The 17,135-nt window shown below is 60.6% G+C and carries 12 protein-coding genes and 2 tRNA genes; 11 read left to right on the forward strand and 3 right to left on the reverse strand.

Features of this window, described 5'->3' with window-relative positions:
* The first annotated feature begins 280 nt into the window (after positions 1-280).
* Positions 281-490, forward strand: coding sequence for a cold-shock protein (locus KSS97_RS22790; protein WP_002554837.1), 210 nt, complete (start codon positions 281-283; stop codon positions 488-490).
* A gap of 193 nt (positions 491-683) precedes the next feature.
* Here the strand turns inward: KSS97_RS22790 and KSS97_RS22795 are convergent, their stop codons facing one another.
* Complete coding sequence (locus KSS97_RS22795; RefSeq protein WP_198797659.1) at positions 684-1,691, reverse strand: DUF481 domain-containing protein; 1,008 nt, start codon at positions 1,689-1,691, stop codon at positions 684-686.
* Positions 1,692-1,848: 157 nt separating this feature from the next.
* On the opposite strand from KSS97_RS22795, the gene KSS97_RS22800 reads away from it, so the two are divergent.
* The 4 genes from KSS97_RS22800 (at position 1,849) to KSS97_RS22815 (ending at position 6,634) form a co-directional block, all read left to right on the forward strand.
* Positions 1,849-2,202: an MGMT family protein gene (locus KSS97_RS22800; RefSeq protein ID WP_198797658.1), complete on the forward strand. Its 354-nt coding sequence runs from the start codon at positions 1,849-1,851 to the stop codon at positions 2,200-2,202.
* A 44-nt stretch (positions 2,203-2,246) separates the two neighbouring features.
* On the forward strand, positions 2,247-3,818 hold the full coding sequence (locus KSS97_RS22805; RefSeq protein WP_030139421.1) for an AmpG family muropeptide MFS transporter: 1,572 nt from the start codon (positions 2,247-2,249) through the stop codon (positions 3,816-3,818).
* Between the two features lie 129 nt (positions 3,819-3,947).
* Positions 3,948-5,663 (forward strand): proline--tRNA ligase, encoded by a 1,716-nt coding sequence (locus tag KSS97_RS22810; RefSeq protein WP_030139422.1) that lies wholly within the window; start codon positions 3,948-3,950, stop codon positions 5,661-5,663.
* A gap of 17 nt (positions 5,664-5,680) precedes the next feature.
* Positions 5,681-6,634, forward strand: a complete 954-nt coding sequence (locus tag KSS97_RS22815) for a YceB family lipoprotein (RefSeq protein ID WP_030139423.1) — start codon at positions 5,681-5,683, stop codon at positions 6,632-6,634.
* Positions 6,635-6,783: 149 nt separating this feature from the next.
* Here the strand turns inward: KSS97_RS22815 and dinB are convergent, their stop codons facing one another.
* Positions 6,784-7,845 carry a DNA polymerase IV gene (dinB, locus tag KSS97_RS22820; protein WP_030139424.1) on the reverse strand — a complete coding sequence of 354 codons (1,062 nt, stop codon included), beginning with the start codon at positions 7,843-7,845 and terminating at the stop codon, positions 6,784-6,786.
* Between the two features lie 282 nt (positions 7,846-8,127).
* Here dinB and KSS97_RS22825 point away from each other — a divergent pair.
* The 4 genes from KSS97_RS22825 (at position 8,128) to KSS97_RS22840 (ending at position 12,570) form a co-directional block, all read left to right on the forward strand.
* Positions 8,128-8,204 (forward strand) — tRNA-Met (locus KSS97_RS22825).
* A gap of 207 nt (positions 8,205-8,411) precedes the next feature.
* A tRNA-Met gene (locus tag KSS97_RS22830) sits at positions 8,412-8,488 on the forward strand.
* 150 nt (positions 8,489-8,638) lie between these two features.
* Positions 8,639-11,281 (forward strand): bifunctional lysylphosphatidylglycerol flippase/synthetase MprF, encoded by a 2,643-nt coding sequence (gene mprF, locus KSS97_RS22835; protein ID WP_217860210.1) that lies wholly within the window; start codon positions 8,639-8,641, stop codon positions 11,279-11,281.
* The gene (locus tag KSS97_RS22840) at positions 11,281-12,570 is read left to right on the forward strand and encodes a virulence factor family protein (protein WP_217860211.1); all 1,290 of its coding nucleotides are present in this window, start codon (positions 11,281-11,283) and stop codon (positions 12,568-12,570) included. Before mprF ends, KSS97_RS22840 begins: the two co-directional genes overlap by 1 nt.
* A gap of 257 nt (positions 12,571-12,827) precedes the next feature.
* Here KSS97_RS22840 and KSS97_RS22845 read toward each other — a convergent pair whose 3' ends face one another.
* Positions 12,828-14,669: a potassium transporter Kup gene (locus KSS97_RS22845; protein ID WP_438269642.1), complete on the reverse strand. Its 1,842-nt coding sequence runs from the start codon at positions 14,667-14,669 to the stop codon at positions 12,828-12,830.
* Positions 14,670-15,005: 336 nt separating this feature from the next.
* On the opposite strand from KSS97_RS22845, the gene rimO reads away from it, so the two are divergent.
* Both rimO and KSS97_RS22855 read left to right on the forward strand, forming a co-directional pair.
* Positions 15,006-16,346 (forward strand): 30S ribosomal protein S12 methylthiotransferase RimO, encoded by a 1,341-nt coding sequence (rimO, locus tag KSS97_RS22850; RefSeq protein ID WP_217860213.1) that lies wholly within the window; start codon positions 15,006-15,008, stop codon positions 16,344-16,346.
* Positions 16,347-16,597: 251 nt separating this feature from the next.
* A complete protein-coding gene (locus KSS97_RS22855) occupies positions 16,598-17,071 on the forward strand; it encodes a GNAT family N-acetyltransferase (RefSeq protein ID WP_030139429.1) in 474 nt (157 codons plus the stop codon).
* Positions 17,072-17,135 lie beyond the last annotated feature (64 nt).

Below are 17,135 nucleotides of genomic sequence, written 5' to 3' on the forward strand. Positions count from 1 at the left end.
GCGGGACGCAAATCTCGGCGATCCACCTTGATTTCCGGCCCCCGGCGGCCATCGCGCTTGCCGTCAGTCATTAAAACCGAGAAACCTTCGCAAAGACCATTGGCACGTTCCGGAAAAAGGGTTAAGGTGGCGTCACTGTGCTGCTTGTGTCACTGAGAATCTCTACACGATATGTTGAATTTCGATCCAACCATCTACAAGAATTTTTCCTGCTCTTTGCACTCAGTCTCGGCCAGGGTTCTTCCTGAGTCGCAGTTATCTTTGTTCAAGGAGTTACACCATGTCTAATCGCCAAACCGGTACCGTTAAGTGGTTCAACGATGAAAAAGGCTTCGGCTTCATCACTCCACAATCCGGTGACGACCTGTTCGTTCACTTCAAAGCTATCCAATCCGACGGCTTCAAAAGCCTGAAAGAAGGCCAACAGGTTTCTTTCATCGCTACCCGCGGTCAGAAAGGCATGCAAGCTGAAGAAGTTCAAGTTATCTAACTTGTCCTTGCTTTAGTAAGAAGCCCCGCCCTTAAAAGCGGGGCTTTTTTGTGCCTGTCGATTTTTCAGGCACAAAAAAACTGTGGGAGCGAGCTTGCTCGCGATAGCGATCTGTCAGTCAACGTAGATGTTGCTGATCCACCGCTATCGCGAGCGAGCTCGCTCCCACATTGGTTTGTTGGTTAGCCTGGGATTACCAGGTCACGCCAAACCCAGCCGTGTAGCGCGTCTTGCTCAGGTCGCTGTCTTCAGTCCCTTCGATCACGTCCTTCTCGGCCTTGAGGTTGAGCGACGCCCAGTCGGTCACCTTGTAGCGCAACCCGACTTCCGCGTCATAGGCGTAGTCGGCGACATCGGATAGCGGCTTGCCGACTTCGCCGTTGGTGAAGAACTCCACGCGCTTGCCAATCAGGTAGCGGTTGTAATCCCACTTCATGGCGACGGAATAGAAGTTGTCCTTGCCCCCATCGCGATATTCATAATCCGTACGGTTGAGCAGCGAACCCAGCGAGAACGCGCCCAGCTCGTCGTCCCAGAACTGGTAGCCGGGACCGGTGCCCACGACACGCTGGCGGGCCAGGTCTTCGACTTTGTCGCGCTTGTAATTGAGGCGACCTTGCCAGAACCATTTGTCAGTGATGAACCGGTCGAGGGAATATTCCAGCCGCCAGTTGTCCGCCGACACCACGTCATCCTGGAATTCACGGTTGTACTCGCCTTCAGCAGTGTGCCGCCACCTGCCGTGGCGCGCAGAGGTCTTGAAATCGATGTCGTAATCGTCGGTATCAGCTTCTGCGCGCTGGTAATCCAGCGCGGCGTCGATATTGCCTTTCCAGACCAAGTCCTCGACCACCGGCTTGGGCTTGAGGATCTGCTGGATACTCGCCAGCTCAACGGTCTTGGGCGCATCACCATTGGCCAAAGTCACCTTGCCCTCTTCCGCAGGCTGCAGGGCCTTGGCCTTTTCGCCAGAATAAGCGTCCTGCTTGACCAACAATTGCTGGTCGCTTTCAAGTGTCTTGACCTGCTTCCAGTCAATAGGGACCGCGCCGGCGTAATCGGTCTGGATCAACAGTTTGCCGCCATCGAAAACGGTAATCTTGCCGCTGAGCTTGTCGCCGTTCTTCAACCAGACGGTATCGGCAAGCAATGGCATGGAGGCGCTCGTAACAGCTAGGCACAGCAGGGTTCTGGACAACATAAGCGATAATGGGCTCAAGTTTTCGGTGAAAAGGCGGCATTATCCCCCAGGATGACACCTCAGCAACGACTGACCCGCGTACGGGTGATGAGTTCACTTATCAACACGATCCGTAGGAATTAATCTACAGACGGACCTATTTCCAGGAACAACCCCCGTGACTGACACCCCAGCGCCTCCCGAAAATCCAGCCCAAGTCCGACGAACCACGCTCTACCTGACCCTGGCGCAGGTACCGGAAGGCAAAGTCGTCACTTATGGTCAGCTTGCCGATATGGCCGGCCTGGGCCGCGCGGCCCGCTGGGTCGGACGCACGCTCAGCCAATTGCCGAACGACACCAAGCTGCCCTGGCATCGAGTGCTGGCGGCCGGCGGTCGGATCAGCCTGCCGGCGGGCAGCGCCTCGGGGGATGAACAACGCGCACGCTTGCGCATGGAAGGGATCAGTGTCCTGAATAATCGTGTTGATATTCAGCGCCATGGCTGGCGCCCGGTAGAGCACAGCGGTTAGAGTGCGCGCTTTGTTTTCGCAATTTTTGAGGCAGACTCCAGCCCATGCCCCGTAAAACCTGGCGCGCCGCCCTCGCCGCCTATGCCAGTCCTTCGACGCTCGTGCTGTTGCTGCTTGGCTTCGCCGCCGGCTTGCCGTACATGCTGGTGTTTTCCACACTCTCGGTCTGGTTGCGCGAGGCCGGCGTGGCCCGCGAGACCATCGGTTACGCGAGCCTGATCGGCCTGGCCTATGCCTTCAAATGGGTGTGGTCGCCGTTGCTCGACCAATGGCGCCTTCCGTTGCTGGGCAAACTGGGGCGTCGGCGCTCATGGTTGGTGCTTTCCCAAGGCCTGGTGATCCTCGGCCTGGTCGGGATGAGCTTCTGCGACCCGCAAAAGCACCTGTCCTGGTTGATCGCGATTGCCGTCATAGTCGCCTTTGCCTCAGCCACCCAGGACATCGCCGTCGATGCCTATCGCCTGGAAATCGTCGAAGACACCCGCCAGGCCGCGTTGGCCGCCAGCTATATGTCTGGCTATCGGGTCGCCGCACTGCTCGCCACGGCCGGCGCGCTGTTCTTCGCCGAAGGGTTTGGCTCCACCGGGTTCAGCTACAAGCATTCGGCCTGGGCCGGAACGTACCTTCTGTTTGGCGTGCTGATGGTGCCAGCCTTGCTGACTTCACTCTTGATGCGCGAACCCCCCGTACCGCTGCGCACCCAGTTACAGGCCGGGCGCTATACCTTCGTTCACCAACTGGCCTCGGTCTTCGTGCTGATCGTGCTGCTGGTTTCGGTTCCGGCGATGTTCACCCAGCTCTACAACACTGACTTCGCCAGCGTATTGTTCGAAGGCGTCAGCCTGCTCGACCTGCTGCTCGAAGATCGCGCGTTCCTGCGGGCCATCCTCTACATCCTCCTGACCGCCCTGTGCCTGTCGTCCATGGGGCGTCGAGGCCTGGCGCCGGTACTGACGCCCGTCAACGACTTCATCCTGCGCTACCGCTGGCAGGCGCTCCTGCTGCTGGGACTGATCGCCACCTACCGGATGTCCGACACGGTCATGGGCGTCATGGCCAATGTGTTCTACATCGACCAAGGCTTTACCAAGGACCAGATCGCCAGCGTCAGCAAGATCTTCGGGCTGATCATGACACTGGTCGGCGCCGGCATGGGCGGCCTGCTGATCGTGCGTTTCGGAATCCTGCCGATCCTGTTCATCGGCGGTGTTTCCTCGGCCGCCACCAACATCCTGTTCCTGATGCTCACCGACATGGGCCCGAACCTGAAGATGCTGATTGTCACGATTTCCCTCGACAACTTCAGCTCAGGCCTGGCCACCTCGGCATTCGTCGCCTACCTGTCGAGCCTGACCAACCTGAAATTCTCGGCCACCCAATATGCCCTGCTCAGCTCGATCATGCTGCTGCTGCCACGCCTGATTGGCGGCTACTCAGGGGTGATGGTGGAGAAATTCGGCTATCACGATTTCTTCCTGATCACCGCCCTGCTCGGCGTGCCGACCTTGCTCCTGATCGCCTTGCATTGGTACCAGGAAAATAGTCGCCAAGGCCCGACGCCAGAATCGGAGTCGGAGCCGGAATCAACGCCAACCCGGCCCGCCCAAGAGTCGTAGGAAAGCTCAGCAGGCGCCGAAGAAACCGGCGCCTGGATCCGGCAACAGGCCACGCGCCTGTACGCCAGGGCATCTCGCCCGTACAATGCTGCGTCACTTCTCGTCATCAGCAACCGACAACGGCCAACCATGCGCACCAGTCAATTTTTGCTCGCCACACAGAAAGAAACGCCTTCCGACGCCGTCGTGATCAGCCATCAGCTGATGCTGCGTGCCGGCATGATCCGCAAACTCGCCTCCGGCCTGTACACCTGGCTGCCGATGGGCCTGCGGGTGATGCGCAAGGTCGAAGCCATCGTTCGCGAAGAGATGGACGCCGCCGGCTCCCTGGAAGTGTTGATGCCGAGCACCCAACCGGCCGAGCTGTGGCAGGAGTCGGGGCGCTGGGAGGAATACGGCCCCGAGCTGCTGCGCATCAAGGACCGTCATGGTCGCGACTTCTGTGCAGGCCCGACCCACGAAGAAGTGATCACCGACCTGATGCGCAACGAGTTGAGCAGCTACAAGCAGCTGCCGATCAACCTGTACCAGATCCAGACCAAGTTCCGTGACGAGATCCGTCCGCGTTTCGGCCTGATGCGCGGTCGCGAGTTCATCATGAAGGACTCCTACTCGTTCCATGCCGACCTGGCGTCGTTGCAGGTCACTTACGACCGCATGCACCAGGCGTATTGCAACGTGTTCACTCGCCTGGGCCTGAAGTTCCGTCCTGTAGAAGCCGACAACGGCTCCATCGGCGGTGCCGGCTCGCATGAATTCCATGTCCTGGCCGAATCCGGCGAAGACGACATTGTCTTCAGCAACGGCTCCGATTACGCCGCAAACATCGAGAAAGCCGAAGCCGTGCCACGGGAAACATCCCGCGCCGCGCCGGCCGAAGAATTGCGCCTGGTGGACACGCCGAACACCAAGACCATTGCCCAATTGGTGGAAGGCTACAACCTGCCCATCGAGCGCACCATCAAGACACTGATCGTGCGTGCGGAAGAAGAAGGCAAGCTGATTGCCCTGATCATCCGTGGCGATCATGAGCTGAATGAAATCAAGGCCGCCAACCAGCCTGGCGTCGCCAGCCCGCTGGTCATGGCCACCGATGCCGAGCTGCGCGACGCCATCGGCGCTGGCGCCGGCTCCCTCGGCCCGCTGAACCTGCCGCTGCCGATCATCATCGACCGCTCCGTGGAATTGATGAGCGACTTCGCCATCGGTGCCAACATCGATGACAAGCATTATTTCGGCGTGAACTGGGAGCGCGACCTGCCGGTTCCAACCGTCGCGGACCTGCGCAACGTCGTGGCCGGCGATCCAAGCCCGGACGGCAAGGGCACCCTGGAAATCAAGCGCGGCATCGAAGTCGGTCACATCTTCCAGCTGGGCGACAAGTACAGCAAGGCGATGAAATGCGAAGTGCTGGGCGAGAACGGCAAGCCAGTCACCCTGCAGATGGGTTGCTATGGCATTGGCGTGTCCCGCGTGGTGGCCGCCGCCATCGAGCAGAACAACGACGAGAACGGGATCATCTGGAGCGACACACTCGCGCCGTTCCAGATCGCCCTGGTGCCGCTGCGTTATGAAACCGAACAGGTTCGCGAAGCCACCGACAAGCTCTACGCCGAATTGACGGCCGCCGGCTTCGAGGTGCTGCTGGACGATCGCGACAAGAAAACCAGCCCCGGCATCAAGTTCGCCGACATGGAGCTGATCGGCATCCCGCACCGGATCGTGGTCAGCGACCGAGGCCTGGCCGAAGGCAACCTGGAATACAAGAGCCGTACCGAGGCCGAGCCGCAAGCGCTGCCGGTCGCCGACGTGCTGTCCTTCCTCCAGGCCCGTATCCGCCGCTGAGACCAGATAGAGACGTCATGTTCAAGCGAAACACCTTAGGCCTCGGGGGCGCCGCACTGTGCGGCGCCCTGCTGGTCAGCGGCTGCGCCAACCAGATGTCGCAACGCAACGAGCACGAAGAACGGATCGAGCGAAAGCTGCTCGACCATAGCCTGCAGATCGATGTGGGCGAACCCAAGGTGCTCGATCTGCCGCAGCGTCGGGTACGGATCAATGAGCAGAAGACTTTCGAAGTCACCGAATTCGAAGTCACCCGCCACTACGATCGCTACACGCCCTACCAGCCTTGGCGGGAGATCTACGAGATCCCGCTGGGCGCGGTAGCGGTGGTCGCTGGCGTCGGCGCGAACGTGGTCAACGTATTCGCCTTGGGCAGCCTCCCCGACTCCGCGACCCGCGACTGGATCAGCTACGGTTTCGCCGGGCTGAACCCGTTCATGAACGTACCTTCCAACGGTCGGGCGCAACAGAACCTTGCCGGTATCGACGAAGTCCAGCGTGACAAGCGCACGGAACACTCGAGCCTGCCCTGGAGCGAGCGCCCGGTCGAAGTGAAAGCCGCTCGCCAGACGTTCGAGATGAGCACAGACCGCAATGGCGTGTTGCGCTTGAACTTGCTGGAAAGCCCCTTCGCCGAACATGACCTGAGCCAATTCGGGAAATTGCAGATCAGCGTGACCGATGCCCAGGACGAGGTGCACACCGATTCATCCCTGAGCATCAGCAGCACGCTGCGCAGCAAGTTGGTGGAGGCCCATGGGCTGATCTACGACGATTTGGAAGATGACGAAGTGAGCCAGTGGGTCCACCGGGTCAAACGCCTGTCGGAACTGGGGCTTGAAGAAGAAGCCAGCGAGCTGGAACAGAGCCTGATCGAGCTGACCCGCAACGATCCGGAGCTGCAGACCGAGTTCATGAAAGCCTTGACCAAGGATGGCGGGCGGTTGGTGGCGGATCCTGGCGCCAATTGACTCCTGAACACTCCCCTGTGGCGAGGGGATTTATCCCCGTTGGGGCGCGTAGCGCCCCCCTTGATTTTGCCTGACACACCGCAAGGGGCCGCTACGCGGCCAGCGGGGCGGTGCGACGTTTCGCTAAATCCCCTCGCCACAACGAGCGCTCAACGCTCGAACAACTCCAACTGCTCAAACCCGCCCCGCAAATCCTCCAACCGTACCCCTATCCCCAATAATCTCACCGGCTTGCCGCCCCGGTTGAATGCCTGGGTCAACAGCAACTGGTAACTGCCCAAGTCCCGTCCTGCTCCTGCTTGCTCCAGGGTGGTCTGGGTAAAGTCATGGAATTTCACTTTAACGAACGGCTTGCCCGGCCGGTAACTGCTGTCGATCCGCGCCATCCGCCCACTGAGGGTCTGCATCAGCTCCGGCAGCTTGTCGAGACAGCTTTTCAAGTCGGGCAAATCGACGTCGTAAGTGTTTTCCACACTGATGGACTGTCGCCGGCTGTCGTTCTGCACCAGGCGCTCGTCGACCCCACGGGCAAGACTCCAGAGCCTCTCACCGAAACTGCCGAATTCGCGCACCAGCGCGAGCTTGTCCCATTGGCGCAAGTGCAGGCAATCAACGATACCCAGCCTGTTCAGTTTATCGGCGGTGACCTTGCCGACCCCGTGGAGCTTGCTCACTGGTAGCGCCGAGACGAAATCGTCCACCTGATCGGGGGTTATGACGAACAAGCCGTTGGGTTTCTTCCAGTCGCTGGCGATCTTGGCGAGAAACTTGTTCGGCGCGACGCCTGCGGAGACGGTGATGTGCAGTTGATTGGACACACGCCGACGAATGTCCTGGGCGATACGCGTGGCGCTGCCGCCAAAATGCGCGCTGGCGGAGACGTCCAGGTACGCCTCGTCCAGGGACAGCGGCTCGATCAGGTCAGTGTAATCGCTGAAGATTGTGTGGATTTCCTTCGACGCCTCCCGATAGGCCTCCATCCTCGGCTTGACGATGGTCAGGTCAGGGCAGAGTTTCAGGGCATGGCCGGAAGACATGGCCGAACGCACGCCGTAGGCCCGCGCTTCGTAGTTGCAAGTAGCGATCACGCCTCGCCGGTCCGCCGAACCGCCAACTGCCAGGGGCTTGCCGGCCAGCCGTGGATCATCGCGCATTTCGATAGCGGCATAGAAACAGTCGCAGTCGACGTGGATGATTTTGCGTTGCGTCATAAAAGAAGCGGCATATGGGACCAATCGGAGCGCCAGTATCGCATTCGGACCTGTATATAGCACCAGTAGTTTGAAATATCCTGCAGCAGACCTGGAAAAAGCCTACGTAAATTTATTTCCTCAATCGCACCGAACCCGGTAATAGAGCGCGAACCCTTGCCAGCCGTGCGTCACAGCGCTGTCATATTACCTTTCGGAAGGCTAACCAATTGAAGCGGAACAGGTTTTTCCGGATAAGGGATTGACAGTGCGCCAATCCTCTGTAGAATGCCGCCACACAGACGCGGGATGGAGCAGTCTGGTAGCTCGTCGGGCTCATAACCCGAAGGTCGTCGGTTCAAATCCGGCTCCCGCAACCAAACATCAAGAAAGGCTACTCGAAAGAGTGGCCTTTTTTGTGGGCGCCAGTTTTATACCAACCGACAGACGTCGCCGCTAGGCGCCCTGAGTTGTAGGACAATTTCCTTTTGTTTTTCGAGCATTTAGGCGAACGACCGTTAATTTGCCCCTTTGCCTTATTAACGGTTGACACTCTGGCGTTCGCCTGTAGAATGCCGCCACACAGACGCGGGATGGAGCAGTCTGGTAGCTCGTCGGGCTCATAACCCGAAGGTCGTCGGTTCAAATCCGGCTCCCGCAACCAAATATCAAGAAAGGCTGCTCGAAAGAGTGGCCTTTTTTGTGTCTGTCGAAAAAGCCGCATTACAAATATTTTGTAATTATTTTCCGCCGCAGGGATTGGTAACTTGGCTGGATACCCCCATCCTGTCGCGCATAGCTCAAGAGGTGATTGATGCGCGCCCACTCGTCTGACCCGCAAGACCCCGTTACTGCGACACAACCGATCAAGGCCGAGCGACTGCGTTGGCTGGACCGGATCAGCCAGTACCGCCAACCTATCGGTCTCGCCGTCACGCTGCTGCTTTTTGCGATCGCGTTGATCGCCTGTCGCCACCTCCTGAGCGAGCTCGATCTTTACGCCTTGCATGACTCGATCCTCGACGTGCCGAGGCCGGCGCTGCTCGGCGCAATTGTCGCCACCGTCGCCGGCTTCGTGATTCTGCTGGGTTATGAATGGTCCGCCACCCGCTACGCGGGCGTAACGCTGCCGCCTCAAACCATGGTCCTCGGCGGTTTCACTGCGTTTGCCATTGGCAATGCCATCGGCCTCTCATTGCTGTCGGGCGGCTCGGTTCGTTATCGCTTGTATGCGCGGCATGGCCTGGGAGCAGCCGACGTCGCCCATATGACCTTGTTCGCCAGCCTGTCCCTGGGCTGCGCGCTGCCCCCCTTGGCCGCGCTGGCAACCCTGAGCAACCTGCCCGCCGCGTCTGCCGCCTTGCACCTTCCCGCCGTCTTGCTGGGTTCGATCGCCGTGGCGGTCCTGTTGCTCACCAGCGTGCTGGCCGTTGGCATCTATCGTCGTCGGTTGCCTGAGCAACCCTACCGGGACAGCCTGCTGGTCAAGGCCGGTCGCCGCACGCTGCGCCTGCCGGGACGGCGCCTGACATTCCTGCAATTGGTCATCACGGCGCTGGATGTCGCAGCGGCCGCCACTGTGCTTTATCTGTTGTTGCCGGAAGCGCCACCGTTCGGCCCATTCCTGCTGGTGTATCTGCTCGCGCTGGCCGCCGGCGTGCTCAGCCATGTGCCGGGTGGCGTCGGGGTGTTCGAAGCGATCCTGCTGGCCGCGTTTGCCGATAAACTGGGCGCCGCACCGCTTGCCGCCGCCCTGTTGCTGTATCGCTTGATCTACGTGCTGCTGCCGATGCTGGTGGCCTGCGTGCTGCTGCTGATCAACGAGGCGCAACGGCTGTTCCAGACGCGCCAGACCCTGCGTGCGGCGTCAGGTTTTGCCGCGCCGATCCTGGCCGTACTGGTATTCCTGTCTGGCGTGGTGCTGCTGTTTTCCGGTGTCACCCCCGAGATCGACACACGCCTGGAGCACATCGGCTTCCTGATTCCCCATCGACTGGTAGACGCCTCGCACTTCGGCGCGAGCCTGGTGGGCGTGCTCTGCCTGTTGCTGGCCCAAGGCCTGCGCCGGCGCCTGTCTGCCGCCTGGATGCTGACCACCGTTTTGTTGCTGGTGGGCGCCCTGCTCTCGCTGCTCAAGGGCTTTGACTGGGAAGAAGCCACGCTGCTGACTCTGACCGCTGCCCTGCTGGCAGTGTTCCGACGCTCTTTCTACCGTCCGAGTCGCCTGACCGAACTGCCGTTCTCGCCTTTGTTCCTTATCGCCAGCCTCTGCGTGCTGGGCGCATCGATCTGGCTGTTGCTGTTTGCCTATCAGGACGTGCCCTACAGTCACCAATTGTGGTGGCAGTTCACCCTGGATGCCGATGCCCCCCGAGGCCTGCGCTCGTTGTTGGGCGCCGCCGTCCTGCTGGTGGTGGTTTCCCTGACCTGGCTGCTGCGCACGGCGCGTCCCGTGATCCATCAGCCCACGGCGGAAGAGCTGGAGCGTGCCAAGACCATTCTCATGGCGTCCTCGCAACCGGACGGTGGCTTGGCCCTGACCGGTGACAAGGCGCTGCTGTTTCACCCTAACGACGAAGCGTTCCTGATGTACGCGCGTCGCGGCCGCAGCCTGGTGGCACTGTATGATCCGATCGGACCGACCCAGCAACGGGCGGAAATGATCTGGCAGTTCCGCGACCTTTGCGACATTCATCATGCTCGCCCGGTGTTTTATCAGGTACGTGCCGAAAACCTGCCGTACTACATGGACATCGGCCTGACCGCGATCAAGCTGGGCGAAGAAGCGCGGGTCAACCTCAAGCGTTTCGACCTCGAGGCCAAGGGCAAGGAGATGAAGGACCTGCGTTACACCTGGAACCGCGGCACCCGGGATGGCCTGTCGCTGGAGATCCACGAGCCGGGGCAGGCGCCGATGGATGAGCTCAAGGTCATTTCCGATGCCTGGCTGACCGGCAAGAACGTACGGGAAAAAGGGTTTTCCCTGGGCCGCTTCAGCGACGACTACCTCAAGCATTTCCGCATCGCGGTGATTCGTTTCGAGGGCAAGCCGGTGGCGTTCGCCAACCTGTTGGAAACCCACAGCCATGAACTGGCCAGCCTCGACCTGATGCGCGCCCACCCCGACGCCCCGAAACTGACCATGGAGTTCATGATGGTCGGCCTGATCCAATATTATAAAAACCATGACTACGCACGCTTCAGCCTCGGCATGGTCCCACTCTCGGGCCTGCAACCGCGTCGTGGCGCACCGCTGACCCAACGCCTGGGTTCGATGGTGTTTCGCCGTGGCGAGCAGCTCTACAATTTCCAGGGGCTGCGCCGTTTCAAAGACAAATTCCAGCCTGACTGGGAACCTCGTTACATGGCCGTGCCCGCCGGACTCGATCCGCTGGTCGCGCTGGCCGATACCGCCGCCCTGATTGCAGGCGGCCTGACTGGATTGGTGAAACGCTGATGACGCAACGCTTTTGGCGATACCTGGTAGCCAGCCTGCTGGTGCTGGCGGTGATTCTTGGTGGCGGCTACTGGTACTGGAACCGCCCCGCCCCGCAACCGACCCTGGAACAACTGGAGCCCGCCGACGGCGTGGCGATGACCCGGGTCATTCCTGGCACCAAGTCGCGTGCCCATGTGCTGGTGGCGGTCAATGAAGACCAGAAGCTCAGCGACACCCAACTGACGACCCTCAGCCGCAGCGGCTCGGCAGAGATCGTCCAGGTGATCTTGCCCAAGGACTGCATGTTGCAAGGCCGCGCCTTGCAGGCTGGCCTGAGACAGCTTCATGGGCCGGCCACGCTGGTCAGCGGCATCGGCCCTGGCGCCGTGCTGGCCTGGCGCTGGTTGGCGGAACAGAAGGACGACAAGGCCCAGGCCGTTTCGGTGGACCTGGCCCTGGAAAAACCCGGCTGCACGCACCTGCTGCCGAAAAGCGCCGCCCACGGTCGCTGGCTGGTGGCCTGGAACGACAACCCCGACGACACCAGTGCCGGTTTCGTGCGGGACCAGCACAACGCCGAAACCAGCATCAGCGACTACGACATCAACCTGCCGCAGGTGCTGAACAACGAGTTGCGCAAGATTCTGGTCGGTACCGAAAAGGGCAAGGGTGGCTTGAGCATCCCGGTGGTGGAAGTGCCTGCCAGCCAAACGCGGGATACCGTGACGCTGTTCCTTTCCGGTGACGGTGGCTGGCGCGACCTGGACCGCGACGTGGCCGACGAAATGGCCAAGCTCGGCTACCCGGTGGTCGGCATCGACACCCTGCGCTACTACTGGCAGCACAAGAGCCCGGAACAGAGCGCGACCGACCTGACCGAACTGATGCAGCACTACCGGCAGATCTGGGGCACCAAGCGCTTCATCCTGACCGGCTACTCGTTCGGCGCCGATGTGCTGCCAGCGATCTACAACCGCCTGCCCGCTACGGAACAACAGCGGGTCGATGCGATTATCCTGCTCGCCTTCGCCCGTACCGGCAGCTTCGAGATCGAGGTCGAGGGCTGGCTCGGCAACGCCGGCACCGAAGCCGCCACGGGCCCGGAAATGGCCAAGCTGCCCGCAGAGAAAGTGGTGTGCATCTATGGCGGCGAAGAAGCCGACGAAAGCGGCTGCACCGACAAGACGGCCGTGGGTGAGGCGATCAAATTGCCGGGCGGCCACCACTTCGATGAAAACTACCCGGCCCTGGCCAAGCGGTTGATCGATGAGATCAACAAGCGGCAGAGCAAGCCTGACGAGCAGTAAGCGGGTGCGAGCCAGACAAAGCCCCGGCAGCCTTACGGTTGCCGGGGCTTTTTTGTGCCAGCTCGACCTGCACAACACCCTGTGGGAGCGGGCTTGCTCGCGAAGGCGGCGGGTCAGTCGACATAATCGCTAACTGGCACGCCGCCTTCGCGAGCAAGCCCGCTCCCACAGGGGTTTTGGTTTGGCATCAGCATTTGTGTCGCCTACAAAAAAGCCCCCGCCGCCGCAAGGCAACGAGGGCTTTTGTTTTTCTGATGCTACATCTCGACCTGCGTCCCCAACTCGATCACCCGGTTCAAAGGCAGGTTGAAGAACCGCAGGTTACCGTTGGCATTCTTCAGCATGAAGGCGAACAGCGACTCGCGCCAACGCGCCATGCCTTCGAGCTTGGAGGCGATGACGGTCTCGCGGCTGAGGAAATATGTCGTGCGCATCGGACTGAAATCCAAGTCATCCAGGTGGCAGAGCTTGAGCGCCTCGGGCACGTCCGGTTCGTCGGTGAAACCGAAGTGCAGGATCACCCGGAAGAATCCATCGCCGTAGGCATCGACCTCGAAACGCCGCTGCGGCGGCACGCGTGGAATGTCTTCGTACACCACCGTCAGCAACACCACTTGCTCATGCAGCACCTGGTTGTGCAACAGGTTGTGCAGCAGCGCATGAGGCACGGCGTCCGAACGCGCGGTCAGGAATACCGCAGTGCCCTTGACCCGATGGGGGGGCTGGACGCGGATGCTGCTGATGAAGATCGGCAACGGCAACGCGCCCTCGTCGAGACGGTCCACCAGCAACTGCTTGCCACGCTTCCAAGTGGTCATCAGCACGAACAAGGCAATCCCGGCGATGACCGGGAAGGCGCCACCCTGAATGATTTTCGGCACGTTGGCGGCGAAATACAGCCCGTCCACCAGCAGGAAACCAACCAGAAGCGGGACCGCCAGCAGTGGTGGCCACTTCCACAACAGCAGTATCACGGCCGAAACCAGAATCGTGGTCATCAGCATCGTACCGGTCACCGCTACGCCATAGGCCGAAGCCAGCGCACCGGAGGACTCGAAGCCGAGTACCAGCAACACCACGCCGACCATCAGCGACCAGTTCACCGCACCGATGTAGATCTGGCCCTGTTCGGCGCTGGAGGTGTGCTGGATGTACATGCGCGGGATGTAACCGAGCTGGATCGCCTGGCGTGTCAGCGAGAACGCGCCGGAGATCACTGCCTGGGAGGCAATCACCGTGGCCAGCGTCGACAAGCCCACCAGCGGCAGCAATGCCCAACTCGGCGCCAGCAGGTAAAACGGGTTGCGCGCCGCTTCTGGATCGCCGAGCAGCAAGGCGCCTTGGCCGAAATAGTTGAGCATCAAGCCCGGCAACACCAGGAGGAACCAGGCGCGGGCAATCGGCTTGCGACCAAAGTGCCCCATGTCGGCATAAAGCGCTTCGGCGCCCGTCAACGCCAACACCACCGCACCGAGGATCGACACGCCCATGCCCGGATGCACCACGAAGAACCGCACGGCCCACACGGGGTTGACCGCCTGCAACACTTCCGGATGCTGGCTGATGCCATACACACCCAGCGCGCCCAGCACCAGGAACCAGGTCACCATGATCGGGCCGAACAGGATGCCGATGCGCGCGGTGCCGTGGCGCTGGATCAGGAACAGGGCTACCAGCACCACCACTGACATCGGCACTACCCAGTGGTCGATGCCATCAAATGCCAGGCCGAGCCCTTCAATCGCTGAAAGCACCGAGATCGCCGGCGTGATCATGCTGTCGCCGTAGAACAGCGCCGCGCCGATCAGGCCACACACCACCAGCAACGTCCGCAACCGCGCCCTGCCCGCTGCCGCCCGCCGCGCCAGGGCGGTAAGCGCCATGATGCCGCCCTCGCCCTGGTTGTCGGCGCGCAGGACAAACATCATGTACTTGATCGAAACGACCCAGATCAGCGACCAGAAAATCAGCGAGAGAATCCCCAGCACCCCGTCGTGGTTGACCGGTACGCCATAACCGCCGGAAAAAACTTCCTTCAGGGTGTACAGCGGGCTCGTGCCGATGTCGCCATAAACCACCCCGACCGCCGCGACCAGCATGCTCAGCGGTTTCGCTGCCGAATGCTCGGCACCCACCGCCTGACTACTTGCATGACCCATCCAACACTCCTGATTTTCCAGACCTTTCTTCTATTAGAGAAGCTGTACGCTTTTTGACGCAGCATGCACCGTTTTACGCTTTGTTACAGACGTTTTGTTGACTGTAGCAATCGCCAAAAGGCAAAGGCGCGAAGCATAGCGCAGCACTCGTCGCATTTCCCGGTATAAAGCTGGTCAAGTGCGTCGACCACGGATAGAATTGCGCACTTTTTGATCAGAGGCGCGTCAGGCGCCCTGTCTCGGCAAGAGACGATCCCCTTTACACCGAGGTTAGACATGTCCACCACTACCGCGCCAGCCAACCCGAAGGTTGGCTTCGTATCCCTGGGTTGCCCGAAGGCTCTGGTCGACTCCGAGCGCATCCTGACCCAGCTGCGCATGGAAGGTTATGACGTCGTGTCCACTTACCAGGACGCTGACGTGGTAGTGGTCAACACCTGTGGCTTCATCGACTCGGCCAAGGCCGAATCCCTTGAAGTGATCGGCGAGGCCATCAAGGAAAACGGCAAGGTCATTGTCACCGGCTGCATGGGCGTGGAAGAAGGCAACATCCGCGACGTGCACCCGAGCGTGTTGTCGGTGACCGGGCCGCAGCAGTACGAACAAGTGGTCAATGCCGTGCACGAAGTGGTGCCGCCGCGCCAGGACCACAATCCGCTGATCGACCTGGTGCCGCCGCAAGGCATCAAGCTGACCCCGCGTCACTACGCCTACCTGAAGATTTCCGAAGGCTGCAACCACAGTTGCAGTTTCTGCATCATCCCGTCGATGCGCGGCAAGCTGGTGAGCCGTCCGGTGGGTGATGTGCTCGACGAGGCACAGCGCCTGGTCAAGGCCGGCGTCAAGGAACTGCTGGTGATTTCCCAGGACACCAGCGCCTACGGCGTCGACGTCAAGTACCGTACCGGCTTCTGGAACGGCGCGCCGGTGAAAACCCGCATGACCGAGCTGTGCGAAGCACTGAGCACACTTGGCGTCTGGGTCCGCTTGCATTACGTCTACCCGTACCCGCACGTCGATGAGCTGATCCCGCTGATGGCCGCCGGCAAGATCCTGCCGTACCTGGACATCCCGTTCCAGCACGCCAGCCCGAAGGTGCTCAAGGCCATGAAACGTCCGGCCTTCGAAGACAAGACCCTGGCGCGCATCAAGAACTGGCGCGAAATCTGCCCGGACCTGATCATCCGCTCGACCTTCATCGTCGGCTTCCCGGGCGAAACCGAAGAAGATTTCCAGTACCTGCTGGACTGGCTGACCGAAGCCCAGCTCGACCGCGTCGGCTGCTTCCAGTATTCCCCCGTCGAAGGCGCACCGGCCAATGACCTGGACCTGGACGTGGTACCGGACGACGTCAAGCAAGACCGTTGGGAGCGCTTCATGGCGCACCAGCAGGCCATCAGCTCGGCACGCCTGCAGATGCGCATCGGCCGTGAAATCGAAGTGCTGGTGGACGAAGTCGACGAACAAGGCGCCGTGGGCCGCTGCTTCTTCGACGCTCCGGAAATCGACGGCAACGTGTTCATCGACAACGGCAGCAACCTGAAGCCGGGCGACAAGGTCTGGTGCAAGGTCACCGACGCCGATGAGTATGATTTGTGGGCTGAGCAGATCGGTTGATCCAGGCTTGGACTCAAGCCGGGTAGATTTTTGTGGCGAGGGAGCTTGCTCCCGCTGGGCTACGAAGTAGCCCCATCTTTGCGATTGCTACGCAATCGAGCGGGAGCAAGCTCCCTCGCCACGGATTGTTTGCAAGCCACTCGCCGGCTCACGAAAAAACTTGATGAAGCCCTGCTCTGTAACAAGATGCAGGGCTTTTTTACGGCTATCGTATGCAGACAGGAAACCTCCATCACAAGGAACAGGCGGACATGCGCCAGCATTCGGTCATCCACACACCGAAACCGAGCGACTACCAGGAATTGACCCGGGTCTGGGAGGCCTCGGTACGGGCCACCCATGACTTCTTGCCAGACAGTTACATCGAGCTGCTGAAAAACCTCGTGCTCACCCGCTATCTGGACGCGGTGATGCTCATCTGCACCCGCGACAATCGTCAACGCATCACCGGTTTTGCGGGGGTGGCGGCTGGCAAGATTGAAATGCTGTTCATCGACCCGGAACATCGCGGCCAGGGCCTGGGTAAACAATTGCTGCGCTACGCCATGGAAAACTTGAACGCCGACCAGTTGGACGTCAATGAACAGAACCCACAGGCCCTGGGTTTCTATCTCAAGCAAGGCTTCGAAGTCGTCGGCCGTTCGGCACGGGATGGAATGGACCAGCCCTACCCGCTGCTGCACATGCGCTACAAACAACCCGACCTGAAGGCAGGACGCGGCTAAAAACGGCATGAGGCAAATGGACCCGCGATTAACCGGCGCCACACAGGTACAATGCCCACCCTCT

Origin of the sequence: Pseudomonas alvandae (genome assembly GCF_019141525.1) — a bacterium.
GTDB lineage: Bacteria > Pseudomonadota > Gammaproteobacteria > Pseudomonadales > Pseudomonadaceae > Aquipseudomonas > Aquipseudomonas alvandae.

What these genes read in the sequence shown, in the direction of transcription:
- dinB (WP_030139424.1), bottom strand. Translation starts at nt 7,845, where the DNA reads ATGACGCAACGCAAAATCATCCACGTCGACTGCGACTGTTTCTATGCC.
- KSS97_RS22855 (WP_030139429.1), top strand. Translation starts at nt 16,598, where the DNA reads ATGCGCCAGCATTCGGTCATCCACACACCGAAACCGAGCGACTACCAG.
- KSS97_RS22815 (WP_030139423.1), top strand. Translation starts at nt 5,681, where the DNA reads ATGTTCAAGCGAAACACCTTAGGCCTCGGGGGCGCCGCACTGTGCGGC.
- KSS97_RS22845 (WP_438269642.1), bottom strand. Translation starts at nt 14,669, where the DNA reads ATGCTGGTCGCGGCGGTCGGGGTGGTTTATGGCGACATCGGCACGAGC.
- mprF (WP_217860210.1), top strand. Translation starts at nt 8,639, where the DNA reads ATGCGCGCCCACTCGTCTGACCCGCAAGACCCCGTTACTGCGACACAA.
- KSS97_RS22795 (WP_198797659.1), bottom strand. Translation starts at nt 1,691, where the DNA reads ATGTTGTCCAGAACCCTGCTGTGCCTAGCTGTTACGAGCGCCTCCATG.
- KSS97_RS22810 (WP_030139422.1), top strand. Translation starts at nt 3,948, where the DNA reads ATGCGCACCAGTCAATTTTTGCTCGCCACACAGAAAGAAACGCCTTCC.
- rimO (WP_217860213.1), top strand. Translation starts at nt 15,006, where the DNA reads ATGTCCACCACTACCGCGCCAGCCAACCCGAAGGTTGGCTTCGTATCC.
- KSS97_RS22840 (WP_217860211.1), top strand. Translation starts at nt 11,281, where the DNA reads ATGACGCAACGCTTTTGGCGATACCTGGTAGCCAGCCTGCTGGTGCTG.
- KSS97_RS22790 (WP_002554837.1), top strand. Translation starts at nt 281, where the DNA reads ATGTCTAATCGCCAAACCGGTACCGTTAAGTGGTTCAACGATGAAAAA.
- KSS97_RS22805 (WP_030139421.1), top strand. Translation starts at nt 2,247, where the DNA reads ATGCCCCGTAAAACCTGGCGCGCCGCCCTCGCCGCCTATGCCAGTCCT.